Raw genomic sequence first — 14046 nt, forward strand, 5'->3', positions numbered from 1 at the left:
ACGCTAATGGTTAATCATTACGCCAAATCTTATATCCGACCTCTCGCATTGCTCTGCCGAGCAGGTGGGAGGCGACTGGCGCAGTGAGAACGATAAACAACATCGTACCGATAACCCGAGAGATCACGGTAACTTCAGGGAGTGAGAAAGCGACCGCTAATAACAAGCAGCTCACTCCGACAGTTCCAGCTTTGGTCGCTGCATGCATTCGGGTATACAAATCAGGAAGCCTCAGGACACCTAGACTTGCAACCAAGGTCAACAATGTTCCTAAGCATAAAAATAGTCCAATCAACACGTCCATTATTCTTTCTCCTTTCTTTTAACGATCAAACGTGCAAATGCGATCGTGCCGAGAAATGCGACCAAACCTAATGTAATGGCGATGTCTAACAGAGCGTCCTCACCGCTGTCTAAGGTGTAAACCGTAATAAATCCGATAGTGATAAATGAAATCAGATCTAACGCCACAACTCGATCAGCTAGCGTTGGTCCTAGAATTAAACGAGCAAAAGCCATAACAAAGCTGAGTAGTAGCCCAGAATAGGCAAAAGTGACCGTTATTTGCAGCCAACTATCCACGCGTCACCTCCAAAATTCGATGCTCTAACCCATCTTTAATTCCGCGAATAACCTCTTCATGTTCAGGTGCAAACATGGCATGAACGATAAGATACTTTTTATCAGCCGTAACATCCAAACTAAGCGTGCCCGGTGTTAAAGAAACCATGTTCGCCAGTAATGTGATTTCTAGATCAGAATCGACCTCCAGAGGGACATAAACGATATCAGGCTGACTCAAATGAGTAGGTGTCACGACGTCCCACACCACTTTCGCAACCGATATAACCATTTCATAAGCGAAGTACATCAATAACTTCAATGCAGATGCAAAACGTTGAAAATAGCTCGTTTTCAATCCAAATGGTTGACTCAACCTTAAAGCAAAAAAACCGACCGTAAATCCGACAACAAAATTCAGACTCGAATAGCTGCCGTTAAGCATCATCCACGCTAACGCTAAGAAAAAATTGAGGAATAGATAGATCATGCATTTCCTCCTAACACCACTCTGATGTATTCAGTCGGATTTAACAGTTGTTCTGCAGCTTGAACGGAAAATTGATAAAAAGGCTCCGCCACTAAGCCAATGATTAGCGTCAACGCTGTCAATACAATAATTGGAACGCAGTACAACCAATGTACTTTGGCCTGCAGAGTCTGTTCTGGCTTCTCTCTAAATGGCTTTTTCCAAAATGCCTCACTCCAAATTTTCGTCATCGAGTAGACAGTAAGCAACCCCACCAATAACGCGGTACCTGCTAACCAGTAATACTCAGCCTGTATGCTCGACTTGATGACCAATAGCTTTCCCCAGAAACCCGATAGCGGTGGGAAACCGGCCAGAGAAAACGCAGGGACAAGAAACAAGAACGCCAACCAAGGCATAGCTTTATATACCCCACCCAAATGTTCAAGTTGACTAGAGCCATATTTGCGCTCGATGAATCCACCTATTAAGAACAAATTCGCTTTTACAATGATGTGATGAACAATGTAGAAAATGGCACCGGCTAAAGCTAAGGGAGTGTAAATAGCCAACCCCATGATCATATAGCCTATTTGGCTAATAATATGAAAAGAAAGAATTTTCTTAATGTCGAATTGGCTAGCCGCTCCTAAAACGCCCGTTAACATGGTTAGCCCTGCGACCCAAATTAACGTCGGTTGCCAACCACTCTCGGCGAGCGGAAATACCAAGGTAAAGACTCTTATCAACGCGTATACACCGACTTTAGTAAGCAACGCGGCAAACAGTGCCACCACACCGCTTGGTAACGTGTGATAAGAAGCTGGCAACCAAGCAAATAAAGGAAAGAGTGCCGCTTTAATAGAAAAGGCAAACAAAAATAGCGCGGACAGCATCATGTTGATGCTCAATTCATTTTCCCCTACTTTGGTGTAGAGATCGGCCAAGTTCAAGGTGCCCGTTGCGCCATACAATAAACCGATAGCAAGCAAAAATACCAGCGTCGAAATCAGGTTCAACATCACGTACTTTACTGCACCATCAACTTGAGTTTTCGTTGCATCTAACACCATTAAACCAAATGATGAAATGAGCATGACCTCAAACCAAACATACAGATTAAAAATATCTCCAGTCAGGAAAGCACCATAAACGCCAGCAAGCAACACGTGCATTAACGCATGGTAATTGCTATAGGAGGGCTTTCGGTGAAGGTCCGCCATCGCGTAGAAAACACATATCGCACCAATCACCGCCGTTATCATCACCATAGCAACGCTGAGGTAATCTGCGACAAACACGATACCAAATGGCGCACTCCACTGACCAAAAGCAACGGCTTGAATACCATTACTTATGATGTTTTCTGTGAGAAAGCCCGCAACGAAAAGGTTCGAAATCGCACTTACACCGCTCAACCACTCAACACTTTTTGTTGAGCGACGGACGAAGAAGATAGTCAACGCCGTACTCAGCGAGAGAACAACCGGTAACGTAAGCAAAATCGAACTCATTGACCCTCCTCAGAACGTTGCATTTCATCGACGTTTGCAGTTCCAGTGTCTTTATAAGCTCGATAGAACAGCATTAAAGCAAAAATAAGTAGTCCAAAACCGATGACTATCGCAGTTAAGATAAGCGCTTGAGGTAAAGGATTTGCCGCGCTATCTGGTGGTAAAAGAGCATTATCGCCAATCAATGGCGGCTCTCCGGGCGTCAGCCTTCCAGCGGTAAAAATAGCAAGGTTAACCGCACTACTGAGTAACATGATGCCGAACAAAAGGCGCAAGATATGCTTTTCAAGCATTAAATAAACACCTGCTGCGACAAATACTCCAACGACAACACTCCAGACTATTTCCATCACTCTAGCTCCTCATTAATACGAAGCAGCATACCCATCACGCCACCTATAACGGCAAGGTAAACACCAACATCAAAAACCAATGGCGTCCCTAGTGGTATCACGTCTTTCCACCACAGTCCGGTCAAAAACGGTTTATCAAACGCAAAGCTCAAAGCACCAGAAACTAAGCTCAATGCGATGCCAGATAACGCAATGAGAAACGGTTTGAAATACAACCTAGAACGAACGTATTTCGGTGATTCCGCGAACATGAGAAGTGATAAACCAATAACGGCAATCAACGCACCAATAAAGCCACCACCCGGTTCGTTATGACCACGTAACAACAGATACACTGAAAATACGAGCATGAGTGCCGAAACAATGTGTGCCGTGGTTGCAAAAATTAATGATTGGATACGATTTTGCTTTTTCGCTCTTGTCTTAAGCAAACTCACTGCAGCAATCCCAGCAATAACAACGACGACAACTTCTCCCAATGTATCAAATGCGCGAAAGTCGACCAGAATAACGTTAACAATGTTTCGCCCATGTCCACGCGGGACACTGTTTTCTGCAAAGAAATCTGACACCGAAGAGTCCATCGGCTGAGACGTGATTCCTAACAAAAGTAAAGTAACCGAAACACCTATCACACCTGCTATGCAAATATTCGCTACTTTACGTTTTATTGAATGCTTGGGCACGGTGGTTAGACGTGGCATATGACGCATTAACAATGCAAGAAAGACCACCATTAATGTTTCCACTAACAGTAAAGTCTTCGCAACGTCCGGGGCGCTATAAATCATAAAAACAAGCGTGGTCATGAAGCCAATCATACCAAGCGCAGAAATCGCAAGAAGTCTTGCGTGGGACAACGTACATACGAGCGCAGCACCAATCAACAATAAGGCAATACCAATCTCATAGAAAGTGACACTTGAAAGTTCGCCAACCAAAGGCAGAGGAATAAGCGCTACCTGACTCAGTAACGCAACGGCAAGTACCGTGAAAAATAATAGGACATAGCGACTCAATTTCTTTTGCTGTAACCGCGCCGTTTGCCACTTCGCCACTGTCATCATGCCATCTAATAGTCGTTCAAAAATATTCTCCGCTTTGGGGACGAATAGATGTAGCCGCTGAAAAAATGCAGACACAGTAGGATAAACACGGTACACCACATACCCCAACGCTAGCGTAATAACGCTTAACACTAACGGTACATTCACGCCATGCCATAGTGATGTCTCTTTAAGAGCTGCTGTGGGCAGAATGTCAGCAGAGCCCGGAAAAATAATATTGCGATCTAACCAATTTAAACCGAATAACGGGACCAGGAGACTGCCAAGTGCCAAGAGCAAAGGCGAGATCCACATGGCTTTTTTTGTCTCAACTGGCTTAGTTTCAATCGGCACGAGATCACGGCGAGCAAAGAATGGTCTCGCAATAAGCATAATGGTTAGCGCGACCATCAGTATATTCACGATTAATAGTACAAAGGCGATCCAGTTATTGAGCTCTACTGCGGACTTGTACATGTATTCTTTGCTCAAAAAGCCTAACAACGGCGGGAACCCCGCTTTAGACAATGCAGCCAAACTCCCCGCAACCATGCTGATGACGAGAACTGACTTCAGACCGTACAATTGATCAATATCTCGTGTTCCTGTCGCTTTGTCGATATTACCCACCACCATAAACAGCGCAGCTTTATAGAAAGAGTGAGCGAGAATAAACATCAATACTGCACTAACGGCCAAATCTGTGCCCATACCTAGTAATAATGTTAATTTACCCAAAGCAACATTCGTGCTGTAGGCTAGCATCAGCTTCAAGTCAGTTTGTTTTAATGCGACAAATGTGCACCAAATGGCCGTGATACTCCCAGTGATGACTAAAGCATAAAACCAGATCTCGCTGTGGGCATAAACTGGCGATAAACGTGCTAATAGGTAAATGCCTGCCTTTACCATTGTTGCCGAGTGTAAATACGCACTGACCGGAGTGGGAGCTGCCATCGCGTTAGGTAGCCAAAAATGAAACGGGAATTGCGCAGATTTAGTAAATGCACCGAGTAGTATGAGCACTAGAGATGGGATAAACCATTCATGCTGCGCAATAGTGTCTGCCTGCTCGATAATGGTATTTAGCTCATAACTCCCTGCCATTGCTCCCAGCAAGATAAGACCAGCTAGCAACGCTAGTCCACCAGCACCGGTAACAATCAGCGACTGCAAGGCGTTTTTCCGAGACGTTTTATTTTCGTGATTAAACCCGATCAGTAAGTAAGAAGTGATGGTGGTGAGTTCCCAGAAAACAAATAACAACAGAATGTTATCGCTCATCACAATCCCTAGCATGGCAAGCATGAATAGGGTTAGATACAAATGAAAGGAAAACCGGCTATCACTTTCTCGTAAATAAGCCAAAGCGTAGATTTGAATCAGTGCGCCAATCCCACTGATCAGTCCCGCAAAAAGAAATGAAAGACCATCTAATCTAAAGCTAAGGTTGATATCGAGGCTTGGTATCCATTCCGCATTCCAGCTCACGCCTGCAGGAGTATAGATATAGAAGAGAAAAGAGAAGATTAAAACTGGCAGCGCAGGGAAAATCAGTAAGACCAACTGATTATCTAGGTTTTTCGGCAGGTTTTCTTTACCCGTTATGTTATTCAACATCGCAGCCCATTCGTTATTATAAGAAGATACGCCCTATCCGGCGCAAATGACAAACTCCACTGTATTGTTTTAGCCCAAGCGCTTCAAAAACGATCATGAAACCAAGGGAAAAGTAGCAAACAGTAATCACTGAGTGCTACTTAGAGGAACGCCGATACAAACCGCTATTTGCTGTCTGCTACAGCATAAGAACGTAGGTCACTACTTACATATTCTTGGCTGAATGTATATGGATTATCGTCATCAGCTAACTCGAATGCATCGTAGGTGCAGTCACCGATATCATTTCTCGGACAAACATAAACATTCGAACGTTCTATCATTTCTGTGTGGCATTTCGGGCATAGGTTTTTCATGTCACTCTCCTCTGATAACTTATTGATACATTGATAATTCCATGTTCTAGAGATCCATCTCCCTCCTTTACCTAAAACATCACTTAAACCCAACTTTGTTACACCCCAATTACTGAATCGGTGAGACAAAGCCATCGGGCTTAAGAGCGACCAAACTACAGTTAATCGATTGCAAAATATTTTCAGCCGTATTACCAATGACATAGCCAGATATACCAGTTCTCGCTAAGGTTCCCATTACCAGCACGTCTACCTCAATACTCTCTACGTAATCTGGAATCTTTTCGTCGGGTTTTCCATGCAGGTGGTGAATCACAATTTCACCTGTAATCCCAGACTCCTCCAACAGCTGTTGCAGAGCTTGTTTATGATCGGCTTTTGCTTTGTCGAGTTCATGTTTCAACTCAGCATCATCGACTTGAATCCAAGCGTTACCATTTAGGTAGTTTTCTAAGTAATACTCCCAGCAAGAAATCACGTGTAAACGACTATCGCAGGTGTCGGCAATCGAACGCGATAATTCGAGTAAACGCACGGCTAATGAGTGCTGTTCATCGCTTGCCGTTAATGGGTCGATAGCCACAGCAACACGGCGCTTATCTCTTGGCTTATCAATTGGTCGGTGCAACCAAAGCGGACAAGGGCATTTTCGTAACAGAGTCATATCAATAGCTTTGAAACCCTCAGCACCTTCACCTAGCGGTTCAGCTTCTTTGATGATGAGATCTTTGTTATCAGCTAATGCTTCTTGAATAATACAGACAGCGGGCTTTTCACTGCTTTTCACAGTAAGAGGAAATGCGAGATCCTCTTCAGAGAGTCCCAGCTTCTGTCTGTATTCGTGAATACTTTGTTTGAGGGAGTCTTGCAGCGATTGCTCATAACTTTGCTGATACTGGATCATGTCTGTTGGGAAATCAGGACACGCTATTAGCCCTGAGACAGGCACTTTGTTGCTAGATGCAATCCTCATCGCTTGTTCGAGGGCGTCACTATGGCCTGGCAATCCTTGTGTTGCAAAAAGTATGTTTGCGAATCGTTTCATACACACCTCCTTGTTTGGTTAAATATTAACCACCCACAAAGTATAATACCTAACGGATAATTGTAACGGCTTGTGACGTTGATGAAATCAATTCTCATTAAGAGACGGGTATTGCTTCACTTGGTTTTACGTCACACTCTCCTTTCATCACAACTGCCGCCTTCTGACCTAAATAAATTCCGCTACCTAAAATTGAGACCAAATAAAAACCCAAATTACTCAAAGTTTTTTCTCACCTTGAGTAACTTGGGTATAAGCAATAACACACTTAGTGTCCGGATTTAAATGGATGGCCTAAATTTTCACGCAACTTAGTTTAAAGATGCCATCTCAATCACGAATCGGTATGCAAAGTTTTACGGCTTTAGTGACCTAAAATCGCCGTAACTCAATGTTAAGGTTGTTGTTTTGTCGGTGCCAAAGCAATTTCACGAACACATACACCTTGCGGTTGCTGATAAGCAAACAGCACTGCTCGTGCAATGTCGTCTGCTGCCAACACGCCGCCCATATCCACCTTCCAAGCGTCATAGCCATCTTTAATATCTTGAGACGTTGTATGTGAAAGTAATTCCGTTTCCACTGCACCAGGTGCAATCGTCGTAACGCGAACATTCGATGACGCAACTTCTTCACGTACGTTTTCAGAAATAGCATGAACCGCAAATTTGGTACCGCAATAAGCAGCATGATCAGGGAATGTTTTCTTGCCCGCGATAGAGCTGATGTTAATGATCGTACCACTGTTACGTGCTTTCATAGGTGCTAGGACGGACTGCATGCCATTGAGCAAACCAATTACGTTCACATCAAACATGCGCTTCCACTCCGATGCTTCCTGAGTATCTATCTGACCTAGAAGCATAACGCCTGCGTTATTTACAAGTGCATCTACCGGACCATACAACGCTTCTGCTTTCTCAATTGCCGCTTCAAAAGAAGCTTTATCGGTCACATCTACCTTTTCACAAAGCGTATTTGGTAAGTTTAATGCTTCTAAACGTTCTACACGTCTTGCTAACAAAAGAAGAGCATGGCCCTGTTCGCTGAAATGACGTGCAATCGCTTCACCAATGCCTGAACTAGCGCCTGTAATAACAATTAACTTTTTCATTTTGAATCCTTAATAGAACGGTTTACCTCAATGGCGATAAGTTTAAGAAAACTTTGTTTGTTGATATATACCGACCTAGTTGAAACACTGTTGTTATACTGCAACAATACTTTTTTGAATTATGAAGAAGTCATCATGCAAACACACATCAACCTTGCGGATATTCGCTCCTTCGTCCTAATCGCTCAACTAGGAAACTTCACGAAAGCAGCAGAGCAACTTGGCGTTTCTCGCTCACACGTTTCACGTCAAATAACAAATCTGGAGCAACAGATTGGTGTCACTTTGCTACAAAGGACCACTCGAACACTGAACCTCACCGAAGCAGGCAAGGCTCTGTATAAACAGTGTGAAACTGCCCTTCACAATATTGATCAAGCTGTTATGGCAGTGGTTGATGATGTAGAAGACTTAAGAGGTGACATTCGTATCAACTGTGTGGGGGGCTATTTAGGAGAAGACGTTGTCGCAGATATCGTTGCTCAGTTTCTAATCCAACACCCACAAGTGAGCATTAACTTAGATTTTAGTAGCCATCGTGTCGATTTAATCGCGGATGAATTCGATATCGCTTTTCGAATGGGAAAGTTAGACGACTCCAACTTTATCGCTCGCAAACTGATCGATGTGGAAATGGGGACATACGCAAGCCCAAACTATTTAGAAACATATGGCTATCCTTCGCATCCAAAGGACTTAGAAAAACACGTTTGTTTGACAGGTAGTGTGACACGGTGGGCATTTGAGAACACGAATACAAAGCAGTCAACGGAACACCAGATACGTGGACAGTTACGATGTAAGAGTGGCAGAGTAATGATAAAAGCAGCCTTGGCGGGAAATGGCATCATCCGTGTGCCAGCACTTTATTGTCAACAAGAACTCCAGACAGGCAAGCTAAAAGAAATGTTTACCAATTGGAGCATTCCGAGTGTGGAATTTTCACTCCTTTATCATCACGACCGACATCAACCAAAACGCATCCGAGCCTTTGTTGATTTTACTACGCAATACTTTCGCAAACTGCAGAGTAAAGACAAGTAACCTGCACGTTGGTACCTGTCTATGTATGCTTTATAGGCTGAGCCTGTGAACCTGGGGTTTGTTCTAGAAAGAGTGTGAGCATTTTGACGCTTAAGGTTTGGTTTTCATAAACGTCAGAGGTGTTTGTCCAGTTTGCTTTTTGAAAAATGCAATAAAAGCACTGTCTGACGAAAACTCCAGCCAATCGGCAGCTGCGCTGACTGGCATGCCCGTTGATAACAATTCAACTGCTTTTAAAAGCCTCCACTGTTGCCGCCAATCTTGATAATTCATTCCCGTTTCCGACTTAAATAATCGTGTTACCGTCTTGGTGCTTGCCCCAACTTTGCTTGCAAGAGTAGTAAGCGAAGGAGCTAGAAATGAAGGTTCAACCAACTCTCGACGAAACGTTGTTAAGAGCCGATGCGATGGCAAAGGCAACTGAAACGAATAACGTTTCGCAGCATAAAACTCCTCCCAAAAAAGCGCCGTCGTATTTACCATCTCGCTGCTAGGCTTATCCCACTCCCAAAATGACATTTTATCAATAAGAGCTTGGAGTAAATTATTCACTTCTATCATCGTGATCTTACTCGGACAGGCAAACTCCTCACAATCAAAATACAAAGATCGGTACGCCACCACATTCGTCATTAGTGCGCGATGCGGCGTATTAGGTGGGATCCAAACCGCCTTTGTCGGTGGCAAAATACAAATCGAGTCTTCCAGAGCAAAACTCATACAACCTTGAGGTGCGTACAATAACTGCCCTTTCTTGTGCATATGCATACCTGAGTCGTGCTTTCCAATATCCGCAGCAATTCCCACTACACAATTAGAAATTTTGTCTGCATCAAATTGTGTTTTTTCGTTAATAAGCGCCATTTTGTCCGAATATTGATGTATTTAGTTTTTATGTTGTTATTAGATCAATCATAGCCTCATTTATACTGCCCGCCAACTTCATTAACGATGGGTAACAATATGAATACTAAGCCCTCTTTATGGCTCATGCTGGTTATGTTGATGTTTCCGCAAATTGTAGAAACCACCTATAGCCCAGCGTTGAGCTCAATCGCTCTATCATTTGATGTAAACCACGCACAAGCAGCCCAAACATTGTCGATTTACTTCCTAGCTTTTGCCATTGGCGTTGTAGTTTGGGGAGTTCTCGCAGATAAACTGGGAAGAAGGCCCACCATGCTTATTGGGCTCTTTATCTATGGTTGCGCATCTTTACTCGCAACTCAAACTGAAAGCTTTGCTGTTGTCATGGCCGCGCGAGCCCTAAGCGCATTTGGTATCGCGGTAGGATCCGTTGTCACACAGACCATGCTTCGTGACGCGTTTGACGGTCAAGAACTGAGTAAAGTCTTCAGCTTAATGGGGATGGGTATATCAATCAGCCCGGTAGTTGGCATGCTATTAGGCGGGCAGCTTACAGCGCTTGGTGGATACCGTTATGTATTTTTTGCCTTGTTTTTAATCGCGTTAGTATTGTTCGCTTATAACGTTATTAAGCTTCCTGAAACACAGAAGGAACAGACACCAGTACGGTTGCATCAACTTAGCTGGAAAATGGTAAGAGACGCGCGAATTTGGCGCTCAGGATTACTGGTTGCTTTGTATAACATTGCTCTATTTTCTTATTACCAGCTTGGCGCATTTACTTTCTCAGCACTTGGGTATAACTCCGAACAATTTGGATACAGTGGCATGGTACTGGGGTTAGGCACTCTGCTTGGGAGTTATTTAAACAAATCCCTAGTGTCCAAAAATGTTCGAAAAAGCCAGCTACTTTGGTTCTCAGCAATATTGATTAGCGTTGGATCAGTCGGTGTGTTGATTCTGAACCAATCAATCTGGTTTGTTGCTCCAATGGTGTTAGTCGTCATGTCTTACGGGATTGCGATACCCAACATACTCAGTGACGCACTCGTTGATTATAAACAACAGGTAGGTAGCGCAGGCGCTTTATTTGGGCTCATGTACTACATCATGATCGGGACGGGATTAGCGATGGCTGGAACAGCACAAAACTTAGGTGTCGTTCTATTAGCATGTAGCTGTTTAGCGATTTTATTAGCGTTTTCTAAAAGGCAAGTTCATACCAACTTGTGACCAGATACTACGCATTGCTTGCCTAATCTTCCGAAGATTGGTCTACATCTTTTCTAACGGTTAACTAAAACGTAAATAAAAAGCGCCTGTCGGCGCTTTAATTATCCATAGATCTTATTGCCATGTTGGCTCGCCAAACTCTTCACAACGTTGCTTGTCGTAATTTTCAATGCGCCCGCGTTTACCTACAAACTGAACCTGAACAACCATTCCAGCTTCAACATATTCACTGAAATAATCGCAAGAAACACGAAAACTAGTATCGCGTATAACAATTGGTACCCATTCATAGCCGCCGCTGCGTGGTAAGTAAGACTTGAAGGTAATGACACCGTCATCTGAAACGTTGATTTCTTCATCATATTCATTCAACTTATAAAAACGTTGTCCATCAAACTCTGTCTTCGCTTTTTCAATTATTTCCTTCGTTGCTGTCGATTGCATCGGCGTATTTGAGACCAGTTGACACCCAACAACAGATGTCAATACGGACAAAGCCAAAGCGAGTTTAGTTATTTTATTCATTTACCTAACCACTGTATAATTATTCAACACTTACCATCTAAAAAAAGGATGAGAATATACTTTACTTTTAAATAATAAAAGCAATAACTTATCTTTGATAAGCGTGTTCACTGCAAACTTTATCGTCAAAAGATTGGAAAAGTTAGTTGTAATTTTTGCGATGGAATCACAGAACATACTCTTAATTCTTTGTTTTACGTTCGTTTTTAGCTCACCTGCATCACTTCTACAGTTAAGGAAAAGCAATTATTCTAATAACGCCCAAACGGAGCTGTTGTATCATACCAAACGTCGACACATCCAGCTGACTTCAAGTCTTTAATGAAATTATCACTAATATATAATTCATTGTTCTCGTTAAAAACAAAAGCATACTTTTCTTCTATGTCTAAATCAGATAGGGTTGGAAATTGTAAAAGTTCAATTGTTTTATAATCATCAAACTGTCTATCATAATCATCAGGATGGCTACCAAAATCGAAATCACTATCCCAAGCATCTTTCCCTTCTAGCCAAAATTGATTCAACTTTTCTAAAATCTCTTCCCAAATTACAAATCGAATATTATTTTCAAAAATAATAAACAAATCAGGGTTAGAAAAAATCATACCTGGTCTTTTTTCAGGTAATAATTTACTAATATTTTCTTTATTAAACTTGATATACATGTCAACCAGCCCACGCTTCATTAAAGTGCTCTATTGGTACAAATTCAACGCCATTTGGAGTTTTTGATTCAATTTCTTTTACTATACTTTTATGAAAGAATGTGTGAAACCCCCAAGCTGAATCTCTAAAAACTAGCCTTTTTTGAAGCGGAATCGGTGAAATTTTCTGAGGATCAATAACGACTTTTTTCATTCCTGATATATTTCCTCGTTTGAACCTTTTAAAGTCGCTCTGTTCATGACAGATGACATCTAGTTCATTTGCTAACTGTAACATCATGAAATCATGTTCACCTTTATCAATTAATTTGATATGTATCCAGTTAGAACCATATAACTGTTCAACTTTCAAGCTATTATATATATCCTTAGATATAGCAAATTCAGGCTCTATAATAACATCTGGTATTCTATACTGTTCGTCTGGTTTGTATTTTGCTAAAACAGGTACGGGTTTACATGGAAAGGTAAATCTTGTACTGTATGCTGCTTCTTCATATTCCTCAGGAACTGCATAAATTGGTGTAATTTGATTTTCTTTTACGAAGAAATAATCACGCATGATCCTGCCTTTAACTTTCTAGGTTCCATTATCTTGCCTAGTTTATTCCGAATAGTGTGCCTAGTTCCAGTAACATTAAGCCTATGAGGACACGCTTCTCTACTTTTTTTGTCGCTTTCAACGTTACCACCTCCGCATCCAATTTTTGAGCCCGGATCATAGTCTTTACCAAACCTGGACAGAGTCCAATGAAAGCTGTTTAGTTTATCCACTATATCTTCCGCAGCATCATCTAAGTCTTCAGTAAACTCTTTTTTACAGTAATATTTTTTCTCAACTCTTTTTTAATCTCGCTGATATGAAAAAAGCTCCTTTCGGCGCTTATTATACATCTCTTATCCAAATGTCTTTGACGTCTTTTTTAAGAAGGTCAATCACACTTTGGTGAATGAAAACTAAGCCAAAATCTTCTTCTAGTTTAAATATTAATCGTTCTTCTAAGGGGATATTTTCTAATTTAGAAAAATCAAACTCTGTTGATTCAATGTCTAACCAGTTCAACTTACCGTATTGTTTTTCTTTGTCCGTCAATTTATAAGTTTGATGGATATAAGGCATACGATAATCTTCTTAAACTTTAATTTCATCATCAGATGGCTGGCTTGGAGAACAATCCACGCGAGCGTCTAACCACTCTACTCCGTGTACGACCAGTTTCTCCACTTTTGACGCAATATCACTGATGATAAATAGCTTTGGAGAAAAGGTCATTTCCAAAAGCAAATCTGGCTCTACTGGCACTATTGGCTTAGGGCTTTGTTGGAATGGGAAGTTACCTAGGTCTTGTTTAGTTAGTAAATGATATTTTTCTTTCATTTTAAGCCTCAAAACTTTGGAGCAAGGTCATCAGTGCTAATCTTAGCTTTTCTCAAAGAGTAAAATTCTGCCATAAAGTCAATCACATCAAACAATTCTTCACAAAAAAACATCGCCGTTTCAGCGCCTTTTACTCGAAATGCTACTCTATTAGATAACGGAATTTGCTTTAACTTTTCTTCAGAAATAAATAATTCGTGGACTATCAGTTCACCGCTTCTTGGAGAGATTTCGATATCTGAACGCTCTTCAT

15 protein-coding genes and 2 pseudogenes are annotated in these 14046 nt (G+C 41.9%); 2 read left to right on the forward strand and 15 right to left on the reverse strand.

The window, feature by feature from the left end:
* Nucleotides 1–10: 10 nt before the first annotated feature.
* From mnhG to L3V37_RS20850, 9 genes are all read right to left on the reverse strand, one after another.
* Nucleotides 11–304: a monovalent cation/H(+) antiporter subunit G gene (mnhG, locus tag L3V37_RS20810; RefSeq protein WP_005373314.1), complete on the reverse strand. Its 294-nt coding sequence runs from the start codon at nucleotides 302–304 to the stop codon at nucleotides 11–13.
* A complete protein-coding gene (locus L3V37_RS20815; RefSeq protein ID WP_005373317.1) occupies nucleotides 304–582 on the reverse strand; it encodes a cation:proton antiporter in 279 nt (92 codons plus the stop codon). The genes mnhG and L3V37_RS20815 overlap by 1 nt, the downstream gene beginning before the upstream one ends.
* Nucleotides 575–1051, reverse strand: coding sequence for a Na+/H+ antiporter subunit E (locus L3V37_RS20820; RefSeq protein ID WP_104976188.1), 477 nt, complete (start codon nucleotides 1049–1051; stop codon nucleotides 575–577). The genes L3V37_RS20815 and L3V37_RS20820 overlap by 8 nt, the downstream gene beginning before the upstream one ends.
* Nucleotides 1048–2544 carry a Na+/H+ antiporter subunit D gene (locus L3V37_RS20825; protein ID WP_237307007.1) on the reverse strand — a complete coding sequence of 499 codons (1497 nt, stop codon included), beginning with the start codon at nucleotides 2542–2544 and terminating at the stop codon, nucleotides 1048–1050. The genes L3V37_RS20820 and L3V37_RS20825 overlap by 4 nt, the downstream gene beginning before the upstream one ends.
* Nucleotides 2541–2894, reverse strand: a complete 354-nt coding sequence (locus L3V37_RS20830; protein WP_017633704.1) for a Na+/H+ antiporter subunit C — start codon at nucleotides 2892–2894, stop codon at nucleotides 2541–2543. The genes L3V37_RS20825 and L3V37_RS20830 overlap by 4 nt, the downstream gene beginning before the upstream one ends.
* Complete coding sequence (gene mbhE / locus L3V37_RS20835; protein ID WP_237307009.1) at nucleotides 2894–5563, reverse strand: hydrogen gas-evolving membrane-bound hydrogenase subunit E; 2670 nt, start codon at nucleotides 5561–5563, stop codon at nucleotides 2894–2896. Before mbhE ends, L3V37_RS20830 begins: the two co-directional genes overlap by 1 nt.
* Before the next feature lie 164 nt (nucleotides 5564–5727).
* Entirely contained in the window at nucleotides 5728–5919 is a 192-nt protein-coding gene (locus L3V37_RS20840) for a hypothetical protein (RefSeq protein ID WP_082245536.1), read from the reverse strand.
* Nucleotides 5920–6028: 109 nt separating this feature from the next.
* Complete coding sequence (locus tag L3V37_RS20845) at nucleotides 6029–6964, reverse strand: universal stress protein (protein ID WP_005373330.1); 936 nt, start codon at nucleotides 6962–6964, stop codon at nucleotides 6029–6031.
* A 394-nt stretch (nucleotides 6965–7358) separates the two neighbouring features.
* Nucleotides 7359–8078, reverse strand: coding sequence for an SDR family oxidoreductase (locus tag L3V37_RS20850; RefSeq protein ID WP_005373333.1), 720 nt, complete (start codon nucleotides 8076–8078; stop codon nucleotides 7359–7361).
* A 135-nt stretch (nucleotides 8079–8213) separates the two neighbouring features.
* Here L3V37_RS20850 and L3V37_RS20855 point away from each other — a divergent pair, with 135 nt between their 5' ends.
* The gene (locus L3V37_RS20855; RefSeq protein ID WP_237307012.1) at nucleotides 8214–9122 is read left to right on the forward strand and encodes a LysR family transcriptional regulator; all 909 of its coding nucleotides are present in this window, start codon (nucleotides 8214–8216) and stop codon (nucleotides 9120–9122) included.
* 90 nt (nucleotides 9123–9212) lie between these two features.
* Here L3V37_RS20855 and L3V37_RS20860 read toward each other — a convergent pair whose 3' ends face one another.
* Entirely contained in the window at nucleotides 9213–9986 is a 774-nt protein-coding gene (locus tag L3V37_RS20860) for a helix-turn-helix domain-containing protein (protein WP_237307014.1), read from the reverse strand.
* Nucleotides 9987–10085: 99 nt separating this feature from the next.
* Between L3V37_RS20860 and L3V37_RS20865 the strand changes: the two genes are divergently transcribed.
* Nucleotides 10086–11222, forward strand: a complete 1137-nt coding sequence (locus L3V37_RS20865) for a multidrug effflux MFS transporter (RefSeq protein ID WP_237307015.1) — start codon at nucleotides 10086–10088, stop codon at nucleotides 11220–11222.
* A 114-nt stretch (nucleotides 11223–11336) separates the two neighbouring features.
* On the opposite strand, the gene L3V37_RS20870 is transcribed toward L3V37_RS20865, so the two are convergent.
* The 5 genes and pseudogenes from L3V37_RS20870 to L3V37_RS20890 form a co-directional block, all read right to left on the reverse strand.
* Complete coding sequence (locus L3V37_RS20870; RefSeq protein WP_005373341.1) at nucleotides 11337–11747, reverse strand: hypothetical protein; 411 nt, start codon at nucleotides 11745–11747, stop codon at nucleotides 11337–11339.
* Nucleotides 11748–11998: 251 nt separating this feature from the next.
* Nucleotides 11999–12436, reverse strand: coding sequence for a hypothetical protein (locus L3V37_RS20875; RefSeq protein WP_237307017.1), 438 nt, complete (start codon nucleotides 12434–12436; stop codon nucleotides 11999–12001).
* Nucleotides 12417–12977, reverse strand: coding sequence for a hypothetical protein (locus L3V37_RS20880; protein WP_237307019.1), 561 nt, complete (start codon nucleotides 12975–12977; stop codon nucleotides 12417–12419). Before L3V37_RS20880 ends, L3V37_RS20875 begins: the two co-directional genes overlap by 20 nt.
* Before the next feature lie 324 nt (nucleotides 12978–13301).
* A pseudogene (locus L3V37_RS20885) lies at nucleotides 13302–13793 on the reverse strand (hypothetical protein).
* Nucleotides 13794–13801: 8 nt separating this feature from the next.
* A pseudogene (locus L3V37_RS20890) lies at nucleotides 13802–14046 on the reverse strand (hypothetical protein); the annotation flags it as partial.

This window comes from Vibrio sp. D54 (assembly GCF_021728075.1).
Lineage (GTDB): Bacteria > Pseudomonadota > Gammaproteobacteria > Enterobacterales > Vibrionaceae > Vibrio > Vibrio alginolyticus.